The organism is Blautia aquisgranensis, from assembly GCF_040096615.1.
In the GTDB taxonomy this organism is placed as follows: domain Bacteria; phylum Bacillota; class Clostridia; order Lachnospirales; family Lachnospiraceae; genus Blautia_A; species Blautia_A aquisgranensis.
On sequence record NZ_JBBMEJ010000011.1, the window covers coordinates 37,977 to 56,439 of the forward strand.

Below are 18,463 nucleotides of genomic sequence, written 5' to 3' on the forward strand. Positions count from 1 at the left end.
GAAAAATAATTACGCCCGGAAGATAAGGGCGCCTTTCAGAAAAGGAGAATAAGATCATGAACAACATGCCAGAAGTTAAAGTTGGAATCGTTGCAGTCAGCAGAGACTGCTTCCCGGAAAGTCTTTCCGTAAACAGAAGAAAAGCTCTTGTAGATGCTTACACAAAGAAATACGATGCAAAAGATATCTATGAGTGTCCGGTCTGTATCGTAGAGAGCGAGATCCATATGGTTCAGGCTCTTGAGGATATCAAAAAAGCAGGATGTAATGCACTTTGCGTATACCTTGGAAACTTCGGACCTGAGATCTCCGAGACTCTTCTTGCAAAACATTTCGAGGGACCGAAGATGTTCATCGCAGCAGCTGAGGAGACACAGGACAATCTCTGCCAGGGTCGTGGAGATGCTTACTGTGGTATGCTTAACGCAAGTTACAACCTGCAGCTTCGTAATGTAAAAGCTTATATTCCGGAGTATCCGGTAGGTGACGCAGAGGACTGTGCAGATATGATCCATGACTTCCTTCCGATCGCAAAAGCAATCGAGGGACTTAGCAACTTAAAGATCATCAGCTTCGGACCGCGTCCTACAAACTTCCTTGCATGTAATGCACCGATCAAACAGCTTTACAACCTTGGCGTTGAAATCGAGGAGAACTCTGAACTGGATCTTTTCGAGGCATTTAACAACCATGCAGGTGACGAGAGAATTCCTGAGATCGTAAAAGAGATGGAAGAGGAGCTTGGTGCCGGAAACAAGAAACCGGAGATCCTTCCGAAACTTGCACAGTATGAGCTGACTCTGAAAGACTGGGTAAGAGATCACAAGGGATATCGTAAATATGTAACTCTGACAGGAAAATGCTGGCCGGCATTCCAGACACAGTTCGGATTCGTTCCATGTTATGTAAACAGCCGTCTGACAGCACAGGGAATTCCTGTATCCTGCGAGGTTGATATCTATGGTACATTAAGTGAGTTCATCGGACAGGTAGTAAGTGATGATATCGTTACTCTGCTTGACATCAACAACTCCGTACCGAAGGATATGTACAAAGAATCCATCGAAGGAAAATTCGATTACACACTGAAAGATACATTCATGGGATTCCACTGTGGAAACACAGCTTCCAGCAAACTTTCCTTCTGTGAGATGAAATATCAGATGATCATGGCAAGATCTCTTCCAATCGAGGTTACCAACGGTACTCTTGAGGGAGATATCAAACCTGGAGATATCACATTCTACCGTCTGCAGAGCACCGCTGACAACAAGCTTCGTGCATACATCGCACAGGGCGAGGTTCTTCCTGTTGCAACACGTTCCTTCGGTGCAATCGGTGTATTCGCAATTCCGGAGATGGGACGTTTCTACCGTCACGTGCTGATCGAGGGAGGCTTCCCGCATCACGGAGCTGTTGCATTCGGACATCACGGAAAAGCTCTCTATGAGGTATTCAAATACATCGGTGTTCCGGTTGATGAGATCGGTTACAACCAGCCGGCAGGCGTAAGATATCCGACAGAGAATCCATGGGGATAATCAGATAACAAAATCATAAATGATCCGGAAGCCGCGAGCTCTCAGGCGTGCAGATACTGCAAACTGAGAGTTGCGGCTTTCTTTTTTACAGGAGGAAATGAATTATGTATTATATCGGCGTTGATCTCGGAACTTCCGCAGTAAAGCTTCTTCTCATGGAAGAGTCCGGAAAGATCTGCAACATCGTATCCAAAGAATATCCGCTGTTTTTCCCGCACCCGGGCTGGTCTGAGCAGAATCCGGAGGACTGGTTCACACAGAGTATGGAAGGAATCAAAGAGCTTACAGAGGGAATCGACCGCAGTGAGGTAGCCGGAATCGGTTTTGGCGGACAGATGCACGGCCTTGTAACTCTTGATAAGGATGACAATGTGATCCGTCCGGCTATCCTCTGGAATGACGGACGTACCGGCGAGGAAACTGAATATCTGAATACAGTTATTGGCAAAGATAAGCTTTCCCAGTACACAGCAAACATTGCATTTGCCGGCTTTACTGCACCGAAGATCCTCTGGATACAGAAAAATGAGCCTGAAAATTTCAAAAAAGTTGTGAAGATCATGCTTCCGAAAGATTATCTGGCATACCGTTTAAGCGGCTCTTTCTGTACAGATGTATCCGATGCTTCCGGTATGCTTCTTCTTGATGTAAAGAACCGCTGCTGGTCAAAAGAAATGCTTGAGATCTGCCACATTACAGAGGAGCAGCTTCCGAAGCTGTATGAAAGCTGGCAGGTAGTAGGAAACCTGAAACCTGAGGTGGCAAAAGAGCTGGGCTTCTCCGAGGATGTAAAGGTTGTAGCCGGCGCAGGTGACAACGCGGCAGCAGCTGTCGGAACAGGAACTGTAGGAGACGGTCAGTGCAACATTTCTCTTGGAACATCCGGTACGATCTTTATCTCCAGCAAGGATTTTGGCGTAGACGAGAACAATGCCCTTCATTCTTTCGACCATGCAGACGGAAGCTATCACCTTATGGGATGCATGTTAAGCGCAGCTTCCTGTAATAAATGGTGGTCAGAGGAAATCCTTCAAACAAAGGATTTCGCAGCAGAGCAGGCACCGATCCAGAAGCTTGGCGAGAACCAGGTATTTTTCCTTCCGTATCTTATGGGAGAGAGATCTCCGCATAACAATCCGGATGCAAGAGGTGTATTCTTCGGAATGTCCATGGATACTACAAGAGCAGACATGACACAGGCTGTTCTGGAAGGCGTTGCCTTCGGCCTTCGTGATTCTCTTGAGGTTGCAAGAAGCCTTGGAATCAAGATCGAGCGTACCAAGATCTGCGGTGGTGGAGCGAAGAGCCCTCTCTGGAAAAAGATCATCGCCAATGTGATGAACCTGAAGGTTGATGTTCCGGAGAACGAGGAAGGTCCGTCCATGGGTGGCGCAATGCTGGCAGCAGTAGGCTGCGGTGCATACCCGGATGTAGAGACCATCTGCAAAAAAATGGTCAAGGTCGTAGACACTGTAGAGCCGGATCCGGAGCTTGTTGCGAAATATGAGGAGAAATATCAGAAATTCCGCAAGCTGTACCCGGCTATGAAAGACCTTTTCTAAAAGCGAAATAGTGAAATAAAGATAAGAAAATCAGGAGCAGATGACCGGGGAAGGATCACTGCTCCTGATTTTTTCTGTATTGTCTGGGTGTACAGCCCTTGATTCTGGTGAATACTTTGGTGTAGTAATTAGAGTCCGAAAAACCGGACAGTAATCCGGCTTCTGTAATGGAACAGGAGGAATCCTCAAGATATTCCAGGCTGCGCTCAATGCGGTACTCCTGGATATAACCAAACAGGGTGATGTTCATACATTTTTTGAAAAGGCGGCTGCATTCGCTGGGACTTAAATGAATAAGCCGGGCTACATCGTCCAGAAGGATTTTTTCGGAATAATGCTCTGCGATATAGGACATGATCTTTCGGATACGGCGGTAATTCTCCTCATCCTGCCCGGAAGGGGCAGAAGCATCGGAAAGTACATGGGCACACAAAATTTTCCAGAAGTGCTGGAGACAGGCAATGATCTCGAATTCATACATAGGCGTCCGCTGGCTGTCAAGTTCAATGAGCTTACGGATATCCTCTATAGCTGCATGATGCCACGTGCAGGTAAGATCCAGCGGAACCGCAGAGAGGGAAAAGCTTCGAAGGACGGGCTCCGTATATTTCTGAAACAGGATACTTCCTGAAAAACCGTAGACCAGTTTGGGGTCAAAGGTGACCGGAATATATTCACAGTCCCGGTTATGGTACATATATCCGGCATGAAGAACATTGGCATTGCCAAAAAGTGCCTGGCCTTCCTTAAGGTGAAAGGTGTTCTGGTTGACCTTGTAGAGCATTTCTCCTTTTTTTATATAGGTGAGCTCGATCTCACGATGCCAGTGCCACAGAAAGGAGCCGGTTTCATAGCCGGAAAGCCGCTCGTAGCTTACCAGAAACGGGAATGCGCTGTCCCCGTGCTTTTTCAGTTCTTTGCCTGCGGTGTCTGTGATGATCTGCATGAAAGGTCTCCTTTCGATGATATAAACTTATTTTAGCAGAAAGTGCTTCATAAATCCATGCAATGTGATGATTTGTGCATGGACAGAGGTGCGGAAATAGGATAAGATAATCTGCGACAAATTTTATAAAAAAGGGAAATGTCTGATTCCGGACGTTTTACGAGCATGATAAAGGAGAAGATTATGAATACATCACATTGGATCTGGTACCCGGGAGATTTTGAGATCTATCATGGAATGCTGCAGAATTTCAGCAGAGAAGAGAGAGGGTTTATCTGGCCGGCATACTATCATCTGGATGACTGCAGAAAGCATGTGCGTTTTACAAGAGAGTATGACCTGGAAAAAGAGGAGACAGTTACCGTATACGCAAATTGTCTTGGCTATTACCGCATCAATGATGTGAAAAAGAGATTCGGAGAGCCGGTAGTGTGCGGCCCTGGAAAACAGAAATTCGAGATTTATGCAGGAATGCCTGCAGGTGTTCCGTCTGTCCGCATTGAGGGAGAGACGATCATTTCCGACAGGGGATGGATGGCAGATGATTTTGTCAGCAATCCGGTACCAGTGGGATACAACGAGATCTATACCAGAAGAGAGCAGGATCCGTCCGTCTGGGTATACGATGAAAAAGAATATCTGCCAACAGAAGTGCACGAGGATGAGACAGGCGTGCTGTTTGTATTCGAGACAGAGCTTACCGCGATCCTGAAAGCGGAATTTCCAGAGGGCTTCCGTGAAATGACTTTATGTTACGGAGAGTCTGAGACAGAGGCAAGAGACACGGTGAACTGTTATTACAGCCAGACTTTGCATGCCCCGGAGGATGAAATCATCCGCAGAGCTTTCCGCTATGTGTTCGTGCCGGACGCACACAAAGATGAGATCAGCATAAAAGCAGTTCATCAGTATGTGGATATTCCGGTTCGTGCAGCATTCTCTTCTTCCGATGCACTGATCAATAAGATCTGGGATGTAGCGGTGTGGACTTTCCAGCTTTGCAGCGGAATTTTCTTTATTGATGGCGTGAAGCGTGACCGCTGGATCTGGTCGGGAGATGCTTACCAGAGCTATTTTGTAAACCAGTACCTGATGTTTGATGAGGACATTAACCGCAGAACTCTCTGGGCTCTCATCGGAAACAGCCCGATCCGTCAGCACATCAATACCATTGTGGATTATTCTATGTATTGGGTGATCGGAATCCTGAATCATTACCGTATGACCGGCGATGAGGAGTTTGTAAAAGCAATCTATCCGCGAATGGCAGAGATGATGGATTTCCTTGGCGGACAGCTGGATGAGAACGGTTTTATTGTAGGACGCGAGGGTGACTGGATCTTTGTGGACTGGGCAGATATGGATAAGACTGGCGCGATCTGTGCAGAGCAGATGCTTCTTGCCATGTGCTACCGGACTATGGCACAGGCTGACGAGCTGGTCAAGGGTGACGGTTCTGCCTGGGAGAAAAAATATGAGGCACTGACCGCGCAGATCGAGAAATTCTACTGGAACGAAGAGAAAGGCGCATATATCGACAGCTTCTCTTCCGGAAAAAATAGCGTGACACGCCACGCTAATATTTTTGCCATTCTCTTTGGTTTTGCAGATGATGAGCGCAAGGAACTTCTTATGAAAAATGTGATCGAAAATGATGAGATTCCGCAGATCACAACCCCATATTTCAAGTTCTATGAGCTTGAGGCAATGTGTGCCATGGGAAGATTCGGGGCAGTGAAAGCCATGATGGAGAGTTACTGGGGCGGCATGCTTTCCCAGGGTGCCGTAACCTTCTGGGAGGAGTTTGACCCGGAGAAGAAACCGGAAGAGCAGTACGAAATGTACGGAGATCCTTTTGGAAAAAGCTTCTGCCATGCGTGGGCCGCAAGCCCGATCTATCTTCTTGGAAGATATTTTGCAGGAATTTCTCTTGCCGATACTGCATATAAGAGCTTCGTTGTAAAACCGGAAACAGAGACTTTTGAGACTATGAACTGTACCTTCCCGGTAAAGGGCGGGCTTGTTTCCGTGAAGTGGGATGAAAAGATGCTGACCGTGGAGAGCTCTGTGGCAGGTGGAACACTGGTCTACGGTGGAAAGAAATATGTCCTGGAGCCAGGAAAACCGGTACAGACCACAAAATAATACTGTTTTTACGCAAAATCGTTATGGAAAGAAAGCATAGGACTGCTATAATAAAGATACCGAAAACAAAGAACGAAAAGAAGCGGAAATAAAGCGCATATGATTGCAGAAAACAGGAGGATATAAAAATGGCAACGATCGAAATTCCAGCAGCAGACCTGCTGAAAAAAATCTATGGAGAAACTACAGAGAGCAGTGCGAGATACACCAACCTTGCAGTGAATTTCCAGAAGAAATATCATCATGACAAGGCAGAGTTCTTTACTGCACCGGGACGTACCGAGATCATCGGAAACCACGTAGACCACAATGGAGGACAGATCATTGCGGCAAGTATCGACCTGGATACGATCGGTGCTGCTTATCCAAACGGAACCAATGTGATCCATATGATCAGCGAGGGCTATCGCCAGGAGGTTATAGTAGATCTTGACAAGCTGAGCCCGGAAACCTACACAAAAGGCACGGACGCTCTTGTTGCAGGTATCATGGAATACATGAAGAAAAAAGGCTATGCCACAGGCGGTTTTGATGCTTACGTTTCCACGAAAGTTATCGCAGCAGCCGGTGTAAGTTCTTCTGCATCTTTTGAGATGCTTGTGTGTGCGATCACCAATTATTTCTTCAATGACAATAAACTGGAGTACGGTGAGTATGCAAGAGCCGGTCAGTATGCAGAGAATGTTTACTGGAAAAAAGCTTCCGGACTGATGGATCAGATGGCATGTGCTGCCGGAGGCCCGATCCTTCTTGATTTCTCAGACAAAGAGAACATCAGCTGTGAGAAGATCGCTTTTTCCTTCGAGGATATGGGATACCGTCTTGTGATCGTAAACACAGGAAAAGGCCATGCGGATCTCAGCGAGGAGTATTCTTCAATCCCTATGGAAATGAGAGAGGCAGCAAAAGCCATGGGCGTGGAGCTTCTCTGCGAATCCAACATGGAGAATCTTCTGGCTCATGTGAAGGACATCAACAATGACCGTGCGATCCTTCGTGCCATGCATTTCTATGAAGAAAACCGCCGTGTTGCAGATGCGGTAAAAGCGGTTGAAAATAAAGACGGCGAGGAATTTTTACGCCTGCTTGAAGAGTCAGGAAACTCTTCCTGGGAGTGGCTGCAGAACTGCTATTCCCTTCAGAACTGCAAGGAGCAGAAGATCACAGTAAGCCTTGCACTTACGAAACTGTTCCTGAATAAGATCGGTGCAGGTATCTGCAGAGTACATGGCGGCGGTTTTGCCGGAGTTATCATGTGTGTACTGCCGATCAAGGATGCAGATGCGTATGTGGATTACATGTCTGAGTATGTAGGAAGATCCAATGTCTATCCGATGAATATCCGCAGCACAGGCGCAGTACATGTGGGATAAATAGTTACGGTCAGGGTTTTGATTTTTTAATCAAAATTTTATGGTTTGTTTCTGATTTATTCCGGGTGTGTATGCTATAATAAATTTATTATAGGATATATAAAGAGAGGTTTGATCGGATATATGAGCAGAAGAGAGTTTCTGGAAATTCTGAGAGGGCAGCTGTCTGGGCAGATGGCGCAGGGTAAGGCGGCCGCACATGTACGGTATTATGAAGATTACATTCAGTCCCAGGTCCGAAGCGGACGCAGTGAGGCAGATGTCCTTAAAGAGCTTGGAGATCCCCGGCTGATCGCCAGGACACTGATCGATACAGATGACGGAACCGAAGTTTACGATGAGTCCGGATATGCGGAAGAGAGCTATGGATCGGATGATTATGCAGGAAACAGAGGCGGAGAGTCAGCTGTGAAGCACCACAGCTTCAAACTGGACTTAAGCACCTGGTACGGAAAGGCGATCGTCATAGCCATTGCAGTTCTGATCATCGTGCTTCTGGCAACGGTTCTGGTGGCAGTTGCGCCGTTTGTCATCACATTTTTTATTGTGCTGTATCTGATCTCCTGGTTCAGGAGAAGACGGGCGTAAGTAACAGATGTGTTAAATAATTGGAAGCATATTTTACACAAACGCACTTGTAACAGACGAAACGGTCTGCTATAATTATAAAAAAATGAAGAAGAGTTCTGATTCAGCTTGTTGAATACAGACGATGCCATTGAGAACAGAGACCGGCATGAAAACACATGGATACGTGTGTTTTTATGTCGGTTATTTTTGTGCTTAAATGGTGCATGAAACATTTTTTTACGACATGAAGATATCCGTCAGATAGGAAAGGAGATATACATATATGTATGATGTGATCATTATCGGAGCAGGTGTTTCCGGGGCGGCAGCAGCCAGAGAGCTGTCCAGATACAAACTGAATATCTGTGTTCTGGAGCGGGATGAGGATGTGTGCTGCGGAACCTCCAAGGCGAACAGCGGAATCGTTCATTCCGGATACGATGCAGAGCCGGGAAGCCTGATGGCTGAGCTGAATGTAAAGGGCTGTGAGCAGATGGAGGTACTTTCAAAGGAGCTGGATTTTGCGTATAAGAATACAGGTTCCCTGACTGTCAGCACAACAGAGGAAGGTCCGCAAGCCTTACAGAAGCTCTATGAGAGAGGTGTGAAGAACGGGGTAAAAGGACTTCGCATCCTTAACAGGGAGGAAGTTCACGAAATGGAGCCGAATCTGTCCGATGAGGTGAACGCAGCGCTCTATGCGCCGACAGCCGGAATCGTATGTCCGTTCGGACTGAACATTGCCATGGCAGAAAATGCCTTCACCAATGGCGTGGAATTTAAGTTTGATACAGAAGTAAAAAATATCCGGAAGCTGGAGAATGGTTTTTCCATTGAGACTTCTAAGGGAACTTATGAGACAAAATATATCGTAAATGCAGCCGGTGTTTATGCCGATGTTTTTCATAACATGGTAAGTGAAAAGAAACTGCACATCACTCCCAGAAAGGGTGAATACATGCTGCTGGATAAAAGCGCAGGAAAGCATGTAAATGCTACGATATTTGCTCTTCCGAATAAATTTGGAAAAGGTGTTCTGGTAACACAGACTGCCCATGGAAACCTTCTGGTTGGACCGACGGCTACGGATCTGGAGGACAAAGAAGGTGTGAATACAACTGCGGAAGGTCTTGGAGAGGTACGGGAAAAATCACAGTACACAGTAAAGGACATTCCGTTTCGAAAGGTGATCACAAGCTTTGCAGGACTTCGTGCTGTTGAGGATGGAATGGATTTCGTGATCGGCGAGGCAGAGGATGCACCGGGCTTTATTGACTGCGCGGGAATCGCGTCACCGGGACTTACCAGTTCACCGGCAATCGGAGCGAGAATCGCAGAGATCATAAAAGAGAAGCTTCAGCCTGAGGAGAATCCGGATTTTGATCCTGTAAGAAAGGGAATCAAAAATCCAGCGGCACTTTCTCTGGAAGAAAGAAACGAACTCATAAAAAAAGAGCCTGCATATGGAAATATCATCTGCAGATGCGAGATGATCTCAGAAGGAGAGATTCTGGATGCGATCCGAAGACCGCTGGGTGCAAAATCCCTGGATGGTGTGAAACGCCGTACAAGAGCCGGAATGGGCAGATGCCAGGCAGGATTCTGCTCTCCGAAAACCATGGAGATCCTTCACAGGGAGCTTGGAATCCCGATGGAGGAGATCACCAAAGCCGGAGGAGAGTCGAAGCTGATCGAGGGAACCAACAAAAATCTTGCAGAGGAGGGTGCTGACCATGAGTGAGCAGGTTATGACAAAAAAAGATATCGTGATCATCGGCGGAGGTCCGGCAGGACTGGCAGCAGCTCTTGCTGCAAAAGCCGAGGGAGCAGAAAGTATTCTGATTCTGGAGAGAGATAAAGAGCTTGGAGGAATCCTGAATCAGTGTATCCATAACGGTTTCGGGCTTCATACCTTCCAGGAGGAGCTGACAGGACCGGAGTATGCAGCGCGTTTTATACAGAGGGTTGAAGAACAGAAAATCGAGTACAGACTGAACACTATGGTTATGGATATCAGTCCGGAAAAAGTGGTCACAGCCATGAGCCGTGAGGACGGAATGTATCAGATCCAGGCGAAATCAGTGATTCTTGCCATGGGATGCAGAGAACGTCCGCGAGGCGCACTGAACATTCCGGGCTACCGTCCGGCTGGTATTTATTCCGCGGGAACCGCACAGCGCCTGGTAAACAGGGAAGGTTTTATGCCAGGAAAAAAAGTAGTGATCCTTGGTTCTGGTGATATCGGGCTGATCATGGCCAGACGTATGACTCTGGAAGGCGCAGAGGTGAAGGTAGTGGCAGAGCTGATGCCGTATTCCGGCGGCCTGAAGCGTAATATTGTACAGTGCCTGGATGATTTCGGGATTCCGTTGAAGCTGAGTCATACAGTGGTTGACATAAAAGGAAAAGAGAGGGTGGAAGGAATCACTCTTGCACAGGTGGATGAGAACCGGAGACCGATCCCGGGTACCGAGGAATTTTATGAGTGTGATACGCTGCTTCTTTCTGTGGGACTGATCCCGGAGAATGAGCTTTCCGGACAGGCTGGCGTGGAGCTGAGCAGTGTGACCTCTGGACCTGTGGTAAACGAAAGCCTGGAGACGAACGTGGAGGGGATTTTTGCCTGCGGAAATGTTCTTCATGTACATGACCTGGTGGATTTCGTATCAGAGGAAGCTGCCAATGCCGGAAAAAATGCGGCTGATTATGTAATGGCAGGAGAGAAAAAGGATGACAGTGGGGACTGGAAGGTTAAACTTAACCCGGAAAATGGTGTCCGTTACACCGTACCGTCAGAAATCCGTCTGTCCCATATGGCGGACGAACAGCTGGTACGTTTCCGTGTTGGTGCCGTGTATAAAAACTGTTATATCCGCGCATATCTGGACGGGGAACGGGTATTTTCCAGAAAAAAACAGGTGGCAGCACCTGGAGAGATGGAACAGATCAAACTGAAAAAAGAACAGCTGCTTTCGATCCTGGAAGGAAAACAGAATGAGAAAGATCATAAGCTTGTGATCCGGGTGGAGGAATGATAAAATGGAAAAACGAAATCTGACTTGTATCGGGTGTCCGATGGGTTGTGCCATAGAAGTGGAAATGAATGGAGAAGAGGTTGTCTCTGTCACAGGAAATACCTGTAAAAAGGGTGCGGAATATGCGGCAAAGGAAGTGAAAGACCCAACCAGGATCGTGACTTCAACGGTCCGTGTGAAAGACGGCAGCATGCCGGTGGTATCTGTAAAAACCGCGAAGGATATCCCGAAAGGAAAAATTTTTGCATGTGTCGGAGCGCTTCGTGATGTATGTGTGGAAGCCCCGGTGAAGATCGGAGATGTAGTTCTGGAAAATGTGGCGGGTACGGGAGTGAATGTGATCGCCACTGCAAATGTGAATGCGGAAGCCTGAAAGGCATGGAATCAGATATAAATAAAAATAGTATTGTGTGAAATTGGAGGAAAACAAAATGAGAGTATTTGGACATCGTGGTTTCAGCGGGGAGTATCCGGAGAATACAATGCTGGCGTTTCAGAAGGCTGTGGAGGCCGGCTGTGACGGAATCGAGCTGGATGTGCAGCTGACCCGTGATCTTGTGCCGGTGATCATGCATGATGAAAAAGTTGACCGTACAACAGACGGAAGCGGATATGTTTATGATCTGACCTTTGATGAGATCCGCCGCCTGGACTGCAGCTATCCGGATAAATTCGGGGGAAAATTCGGACAGCTTGAAGTGACGTCTCTTCGGGAATATCTGGAGTGGATGGCAGAGGAAGAAAATCTGATCACAAATATCGAGCTGAAAAACAGTGTTTACTATTATGGCGGCATGGAGCGCATGGTCATGGATATGATCTGTGAGTATGGTCTGGAGGACCGGATCATCCTTTCTTCTTTTAACAATGCTTCGATCGTGCTCTGCAGACAGAATGACGATACGATCGCAGGTGGTTTTCTGGTGGAAAGATGTGTGGAAAATGCCGGTGTTTATGCGAGAACCTGTGATGTGCAGTATTATCATCCGAACATGGATTATCTGAAGGAAGAGCATGTACGCAGCTGCTCCCAGAATGGTGTTGGCGTGAATGTCTGGACAGTAAACGAAAAAGAGGATATGAGAAGAATGAAAAAATGGGGTGTAAGTTCGATCATAACCAATTATCCGGACAGAGGAAGAGAAGTAGCAGACGAAGAGTAAGTCTGGCGGATTATTATGGGGTGTAGAAGAAGGTTTGCAAATATTCTGTCTGGTCTTTGCAGCAGGAAACTGATACAATAGATAAGAATTGTTGTATCAATACCCGGAGGTAAACAGATGAACAGAAAATTTCTGGATGCGATCGAGGCGAATCCGATCATAGCAGCTGTGAAGGACGAGCAGGGACTTAAAAGCTGCCTTGGCAGAGAAGAGCTTACAGTGGTCTTCGTTCTTTTTGGAGATATCCGTTCCATCGGAAAAATTGTAGAGCGGATCCATCAGGCCGGAAAGATCGCCATGGTACATATTGATCTGATCACAGGTTTAAGTTCCAAAGAAATCTCAGTAGATTATATTCATGAGGATGTACACGCAGATGGGATCATTTCTACGAAGACATCCATGATAGGACGAGCAAAAAAGCTTGGAATGTATACAGTTATGAGGTTTTTTCTTATTGATTCCATGGCTGTTAAGAACATTGAAAATCTGGGAAACCAGCATGAACTGCCAGATGTGGTGGAGGTTCTGCCGGGACTGATGCCGAAGATCCTGAAAAAGATCAGCCGGATTAGCCGTGTTCCTGTGATTGCAGGTGGGCTGATCTCAGATAAAGAGGACGTAATGGGAGCACTTGGGGCAGGAGCTGCCGCAGTTTCCACTACGAATCAGCACGTATGGGAGCTGTAGAAAAACAAGAAACGTATTGGAGGAGTTTTTATGGCAAAATATATTATGGCGCTGGATTCCGGAACTACCAGCAACCGCTGTATTCTGTTTGACGAAAACGGACAGATCTGCAGTGTGGCACAGAAGGAATTTGTCCAGCATTTTCCGAAACCGGGCTGGGTGGAGCACGATGCAGGTGAGATCTGGTCGACTCAGCTTTCCGTTGCCAGAGAGGCAATGAATCAGATTGAAGCCACAGCAGAGGATATCGCGGCGATCGGTATCACGAATCAGAGAGAGACAACCATCGTCTGGGACAAAAATACCGGTCAGCCTGTGTATCATGCCATCGTGTGGCAGTGCAGAAGAACAGCAGAATATTGTGACAGCCTGAAGGAAAAAGGTCTGGAGGAAAAATTCCGTCAGAAAACAGGACTTGTCATTGATGCTTATTTTTCTGCAACCAAGGTGAAATGGATCCTGGATAATGTGGAAGGTGCCAGAGAGCGGGCAGAGCGGGGAGAGCTTCTGTTCGGTACTGTTGAAACATGGCTGATCTGGAAGCTGACAAGAGGAGCTGTCCATGTGACCGATTATTCCAATGCGTCCAGAACCATGATGTTTAACATCAATACACTGGAGTGGGATGATGAGATCCTGGAGGAGCTGGGGATTCCGAAGTGTATGCTTCCCCAGGTAAAAGAATCCAGTGAGATCTACGGGGAAACAGATCCGGCATTTTTCGGCGGAAGGATACCGGTGGCCGGTGCTGCCGGAGATCAGCAGGCAGCGCTGTTCGGACAGGCCTGCTTTGAAAAAGGTGAGACGAAGAATACATATGGAACAGGTGGCTTTCTTCTGATGAACGCAGGCGATAAGCCGGTGTTCTCAGATAACGGACTTGTAACGACCATTGGATGGGGTCTTAACGGTAAAGTGACCTACGTTCTGGAGGGCTCGGTTTTTGTGGCCGGTGCAGCGATCCAGTGGCTTCGGGACGAGCTTCATCTGGTAGATTCCGCTTCGGATACGGAGTATTTTGCAGGTAAGGTGCCGGATGCCAACGGCTGTTATGTGGTGCCTGCTTTTACAGGACTTGGTGCACCGTATTGGGATCAGTATGCACGTGGAACCATCGTAGGTCTGACACGTGGCGTAAATAAATACCATATTGTGCGCGCAACGCTGGAATCGCTGGCATATCAGGTGAATGATGTGCTTGAAGCCATGAAGGAGGACGCAGGAAGTGAGATCGCTGTGCTCCGTGTAGACGGTGGTGCAAGCGCGAACAATCTTCTTCTGCAGATCCAGGCAGATATCAGCAATGTGGCGGTAGAACGGCCGGAATGCATTGAGACAACTGCACTGGGAGCCGCATATCTGGCAGGTCTTGCAGTTGGATTCTGGGAAAGCAGAGAGGCGGTTCTGGAGAGTCGAAAGGTTGACCGTATTTTCCAGACGGAAATTGATGAGGAGAAGCGCGGTACCATGCTGAAAGGCTGGAGAGCCGCAGTGGGCTGCTCCAGGGACTGGATCAAGAAGATCCGGTAGGATAAAAACAACGTAAAAGAGGGGCTGCCGTGGCAGTCCCTCTTTTACGTTATCATATGATAGTACGGCGGAAAATATTCCGCAAAAAAATTACAGAGTGGTCAGATCGATCTTGTAATCGTCGGAACCTTCTCCGTCTGCAGTATAGTAAGCTGCTCTTTCTTCTGCATTTACATAGATGTGGAGCTCTTTACCTTTCAGGCCTTTTGCTTCTGCATCTTTCTTAACAGCTGTCTCGAGGTCTGCAACTGTGATGGATGTCTCAAAAATTTCAAGTGTGATGCCGCTGATCTTATGGCTCTTTACAGTATTTTTTACTTCTTCTACTACTTCCGGTGCCTTGGCTGCTACGGTCTCGGTTGCTTTCTTTACTGCTTTTACAGTTTTCTCAGCTGCAGGTGTTTTTTCGATTTTTTCTACAGTTGATTTAACAGTAGCCTTGGCTTTTGTGGTTGCGCTCTTCAGGTTATTTGTGGCTCTGTTGTTTCTTTTTTTCTCCATAATGGAACACTCCCTTCCACATATTTACCTGGCAGAAAATGGTTCTGCCGGAATATGTACCCGTCTACAGTACCATGAATCTGCAGGAAAGTCAAATTTTTGCCAGGGTGTTGCTTTTTTCGGAGGTGTCGTTTAAACTGAGAGACAGAGAAAAAGGACAGGGGAAATGAAGCGTGAAAAATATTCAGGAAGACATCAGATCAGGAAATTTTAAGCAGGTGTATCTTCTCTATGGAGAGGAAGCTTATCTGAAACAGCAGTATAAGAGAAATCTTGTGAAGGCTCTGAATCCGGATGACGATACCATGAACTTTGCGAAATATGAAGGGAAAGGGATTGATATCAGGGAACTGATCAGCCTTTTTGATACCATGCCATTTTTTGCGGAGCGCAGAGTGGTTCTTTTGGAGGACACAGGATTTTTTAAGAATAAATGTGAGGAACTGGCGGACTATATGAAAGCGCTTCCGGATTATCTGTATCTTGTATTCTGCGAGTCTGAGGTGGATAAGCGAAGCCGCATGTACAAGGCGGTGAAAGCCTGCGGAAGCATCGGGGAGTTTAAACAGCAGGATGAGAAGACACTGATGCGCTGGGCTGCCGGAATTCTTGGAAAAAACGGCAGGAAGATCACCCAGAGGGATGTGGAGCTGCTTTTGTCCATGACAGGAACCGATATGGGGAATTTGAGGATGGAGCTGGAAAAACTAATCTCCTATACAGAGGGAAGGGAGATTGTGGCCAGAGAGGATATCCAGGCTGTCTGCACGACACAGACAACCAATAAGATCTTTGATATGGTGCGGGCAGTAACCGAGAAGAACCAGAAACGGGCACTGGATCTGTACTATGATCTTCTGACGCTGAGGGAGCCGCCCATGCGAATCCTGTTTCTTCTGGCAAAACAGTTCCGTCAGATCTGCCTGACGAAGAAGCTTTCGGGAGAGGGACTTTCCCAGACGGAGATCGCTTCCAAGCTCGGTGTGCCGTCTTTTGTTGTGCGAAACCTGGCTGCCTGTGCCAGATCGTACACAGTGGAAGAGCTTGAGAATGCAGTGCGTGATTTCGTGGATGCGGAGGAAGCGGTGAAGACTGGTACACTTGGAGATGTGCTCAGTGTGGAGCTTCTGATCGTGAAGTACAGCTCGGCACAGAGCAGGAGCGCGTAAAAAAGAGCAGGCAACGGAAGCGGACTGGGAGTATCCACCTGACGAGCTGTTACGGATTCTGCCACAGGGAACGCCCGTTGTCTTTGAGCCATTTTTCGTAAGTTTTGTATTCCGGCATGACAGAGGCTACCACAGCATAAAAAGCCGGAGAGTGGTTCATTTCCTTCCGGTGTGCCAGCTCGTGAATGACAACATAATCAAGAACCTTTTCCGGAGCGAAGATCAGACGCCAGTTGAAATTCAGATTTCCTTCACTGGTACAGCTTCCCCAGCGGGTCTTCTGCTCGCGGATGGTGATACGGCCGTAGGTTACGCCCATTTTTCCGGCGTATACTGCGGTTTTTCTTTTGAATATTTTTCGGGCAGATTCCATATAATAGCTGCGGCGGAAATCGGAAAGAGGCGGATTTTTCGGAGTCTCGGAAGATGACTCAGGTGTTGCATGGGAGAGATGCTTTAAAATCCAGCTTTCTTTCTGTGTGAGAAAAGCATCAATCGTGGAATCGGACATTGTGCGTGGCGCGCGTACAGTAACCTGGCCGGTAGTGCTGACCTGGATAGCCAGAGTTTTGCGGTTACTGCGGATCAGACTGTAGGGGAAGGGATGCCGGGTCATACAAAAACTCCTTTCAATCAAGAATAAAAATATCCGGAAATAGAAAAAAGACAGTCGCTGACGGTTCGACTGTCTTCCTTTTACTTATAAGCTTATAACTAAAATGTCCCTGGTCTATTACGCAATGCTGTTGACAGCTTTGGAAAGACGGGAAATTTTTCTGGCGCAGTTATTTTTGTGATAAACGCCCTTGGATGTAGCTTTGCTGATTGTGGAGATTGCGTCCTTAAGAGCAACCTCTGCAGCTGCCTTATCCTTATTCTCAACTGCTGTCTCAACTTTCTTGATGGAAGTCTTAACTGCAGAACGGATTGCTTTGTTTCTTGCAGCCTTAGTTCTGTTAACTAAGATTCTCTTCTTTGCGGATTTAATGTTAGCCAATTCGTACACCTCCGATTCCTAAAATATAATAATAAAATTACATTCACAGGAACAGACACGGGCGCTCCTATGAAACATGCTTATATATATTATTACATACAGTCAATAATGTCAAGATGTTTTTCGGAAAAAATTACAAAAAAATTACGAAAAAATACAAGATGCTGTGGATGACGGGAAAAAGAATACATATTTATGGGAAAACAGGGAAAAATAGACTGAGAAAAAGCAGAAAATTCTGCGGATCATAATGGAACGCAGAGAAAGTGCAAATTTACAGAAAAAAGAGGATGAGAGAGTATGGCAGGAAGAACCAGGATCAGGACGGATCTGGCATTGGAGGCAACGGAACGTTTCCAGGAAGAGAACGTGGAAGTGCGGGGAGTGGAGATCCGGGAAAAATACGATGAGGAGAAGGATGTGCGGACGACTGTGGTCCGAATCACAACGGAAAATGGAGCGAAGACGATGGGAAAACCGCAGGGAACCTACATTACCATTGAAGCGCCGGATCTTTCGGTACCGGATGAGGATTATCACCGGGAGATTGCAGAGGAGGTGGCACATCATCTGCGGGAGCTGATCGATTTCGGGCAACAGCAGTCTGTTCTGGTGGTAGGACTTGGAAATCAGGAGATCACAGCAGATTCTCTTGGCCCGCGCACGGTGGGAAATCTTCATATGACAAGGCATGTGATCCGGGAGTATGGTCTGAAGGGGAATTGCCACACCAAAATGCACCAGATCAGCGGAATCTCGCCGGGGGTGATGGCGCAGACCGGAATGGAAACACTGGAGATCGTGCAGGGAGTTGTCTCAGAAACAAAGCCGGATGTGGTGATCGCCGTCGATGCGCTGGCTGCCAGAAGCACAGCAAGGCTGAACCGGACGATCCAGATCACAGATACCGGGATCAGCCCTGGCTCCGGGGTGGGAAATCACAGAGAAGGACTGAACGAGGAGAATCTTTCGGTGCGGGTGATCGGGATCGGTGTGCCGACGGTGGTAGATGCGGCGACGATCGTCCACGATTCCATGGCAAGTCTTCTGGATGCGCTGGAGGAAGAGGAACAGAAGGAATTTCTGGAGGAGATGATCTCGCCGAAGCTTTATACCATGTTTGTGACCCCAAAAGATGTGGATGAGACGGTAAAATACTTAAGTTTTACAATCTCAGAGGGGCTGAACATGGCATTTTCCGATAGTCTAATCAGAGAGGACATGTCATAAAATACCATAAG

General features: G+C 47.2%; 17 protein-coding genes. 13 read left to right on the forward strand and 4 right to left on the reverse strand.

Annotation, left to right across the window (positions count from 1 at the left end):
* Positions 1 to 56 precede the first annotated feature (56 nt).
* Both WMO28_RS10130 and xylB read left to right on the forward strand, forming a co-directional pair.
* Positions 57 to 1,541: an L-fucose/L-arabinose isomerase family protein gene (locus WMO28_RS10130; protein WP_349056904.1), complete on the forward strand. Its 1,485-nt coding sequence runs from the start codon at positions 57 to 59 to the stop codon at positions 1,539 to 1,541.
* 104 nt (positions 1,542 to 1,645) lie between these two features.
* Positions 1,646 to 3,103, forward strand: coding sequence for a xylulokinase (gene xylB / locus WMO28_RS10135; protein WP_349056905.1), 1,458 nt, complete (start codon positions 1,646 to 1,648; stop codon positions 3,101 to 3,103).
* Positions 3,104 to 3,158: 55 nt separating this feature from the next.
* Here the strand turns inward: xylB and WMO28_RS10140 are convergent, their stop codons facing one another.
* On the reverse strand, positions 3,159 to 4,049 hold the full coding sequence (locus WMO28_RS10140) for an AraC family transcriptional regulator (RefSeq protein WP_349056906.1): 891 nt from the start codon (positions 4,047 to 4,049) through the stop codon (positions 3,159 to 3,161).
* Between the two features lie 183 nt (positions 4,050 to 4,232).
* Here WMO28_RS10140 and WMO28_RS10145 point away from each other — a divergent pair, with 183 nt between their 5' ends.
* The 9 genes from WMO28_RS10145 (at position 4,233) to glpK (ending at position 14,555) form a co-directional block, all read left to right on the forward strand.
* Positions 4,233 to 6,194: an alpha-L-rhamnosidase-related protein gene (locus WMO28_RS10145; RefSeq protein WP_349056907.1), complete on the forward strand. Its 1,962-nt coding sequence runs from the start codon at positions 4,233 to 4,235 to the stop codon at positions 6,192 to 6,194.
* Positions 6,195 to 6,322: 128 nt separating this feature from the next.
* The gene (locus tag WMO28_RS10150; RefSeq protein WP_178645376.1) at positions 6,323 to 7,567 is read left to right on the forward strand and encodes a galactokinase family protein; all 1,245 of its coding nucleotides are present in this window, start codon (positions 6,323 to 6,325) and stop codon (positions 7,565 to 7,567) included.
* A 123-nt stretch (positions 7,568 to 7,690) separates the two neighbouring features.
* On the forward strand, positions 7,691 to 8,155 hold the full coding sequence (locus WMO28_RS10155) for a DUF1700 domain-containing protein (protein WP_349056908.1): 465 nt from the start codon (positions 7,691 to 7,693) through the stop codon (positions 8,153 to 8,155).
* A gap of 265 nt (positions 8,156 to 8,420) precedes the next feature.
* Positions 8,421 to 9,878 (forward strand): NAD(P)/FAD-dependent oxidoreductase, encoded by a 1,458-nt coding sequence (locus WMO28_RS10160; RefSeq protein ID WP_349056909.1) that lies wholly within the window; start codon positions 8,421 to 8,423, stop codon positions 9,876 to 9,878.
* A 7-nt stretch (positions 9,879 to 9,885) separates the two neighbouring features.
* Complete coding sequence (locus WMO28_RS10165) at positions 9,886 to 11,172, forward strand: FAD-dependent oxidoreductase (protein ID WP_178645392.1); 1,287 nt, start codon at positions 9,886 to 9,888, stop codon at positions 11,170 to 11,172.
* A gap of 4 nt (positions 11,173 to 11,176) precedes the next feature.
* On the forward strand, positions 11,177 to 11,545 hold the full coding sequence (locus tag WMO28_RS10170) for a DUF1667 domain-containing protein (RefSeq protein ID WP_178645379.1): 369 nt from the start codon (positions 11,177 to 11,179) through the stop codon (positions 11,543 to 11,545).
* A gap of 58 nt (positions 11,546 to 11,603) precedes the next feature.
* Positions 11,604 to 12,335 carry a glycerophosphodiester phosphodiesterase family protein gene (locus WMO28_RS10175; protein WP_178645380.1) on the forward strand — a complete coding sequence of 244 codons (732 nt, stop codon included), beginning with the start codon at positions 11,604 to 11,606 and terminating at the stop codon, positions 12,333 to 12,335.
* A gap of 117 nt (positions 12,336 to 12,452) precedes the next feature.
* On the forward strand, positions 12,453 to 13,025 hold the full coding sequence (locus WMO28_RS10180) for a glycerol-3-phosphate responsive antiterminator (RefSeq protein WP_349056910.1): 573 nt from the start codon (positions 12,453 to 12,455) through the stop codon (positions 13,023 to 13,025).
* 30 nt (positions 13,026 to 13,055) lie between these two features.
* Positions 13,056 to 14,555, forward strand: coding sequence for a glycerol kinase GlpK (glpK, locus tag WMO28_RS10185; RefSeq protein ID WP_178645382.1), 1,500 nt, complete (start codon positions 13,056 to 13,058; stop codon positions 14,553 to 14,555).
* Positions 14,556 to 14,645: 90 nt separating this feature from the next.
* Here glpK and WMO28_RS10190 read toward each other — a convergent pair whose 3' ends face one another.
* Entirely contained in the window at positions 14,646 to 15,056 is a 411-nt protein-coding gene (locus WMO28_RS10190; protein ID WP_178645383.1) for a DUF6465 family protein, read from the reverse strand.
* A 173-nt stretch (positions 15,057 to 15,229) separates the two neighbouring features.
* Between WMO28_RS10190 and holA the strand changes: the two genes are divergently transcribed.
* A complete protein-coding gene (holA, locus tag WMO28_RS10195) occupies positions 15,230 to 16,225 on the forward strand; it encodes a DNA polymerase III subunit delta (RefSeq protein WP_349056911.1) in 996 nt (331 codons plus the stop codon).
* A 49-nt stretch (positions 16,226 to 16,274) separates the two neighbouring features.
* Here holA and WMO28_RS10200 read toward each other — a convergent pair whose 3' ends face one another.
* Together WMO28_RS10200 and rpsT are read right to left on the reverse strand one after the other, a co-directional pair.
* Positions 16,275 to 16,841, reverse strand: a complete 567-nt coding sequence (locus WMO28_RS10200) for a YgjP-like metallopeptidase domain-containing protein (protein ID WP_178645385.1) — start codon at positions 16,839 to 16,841, stop codon at positions 16,275 to 16,277.
* A 117-nt stretch (positions 16,842 to 16,958) separates the two neighbouring features.
* The gene (rpsT, locus tag WMO28_RS10205) at positions 16,959 to 17,222 is read right to left on the reverse strand and encodes a 30S ribosomal protein S20 (protein WP_021976748.1); all 264 of its coding nucleotides are present in this window, start codon (positions 17,220 to 17,222) and stop codon (positions 16,959 to 16,961) included.
* A 300-nt stretch (positions 17,223 to 17,522) separates the two neighbouring features.
* Between rpsT and gpr the strand changes: the two genes are divergently transcribed.
* Positions 17,523 to 18,452, forward strand: coding sequence for a GPR endopeptidase (gpr, locus tag WMO28_RS10210; RefSeq protein ID WP_178645386.1), 930 nt, complete (start codon positions 17,523 to 17,525; stop codon positions 18,450 to 18,452).
* The last annotated feature ends 11 nt before the right edge of the window (positions 18,453 to 18,463 follow it).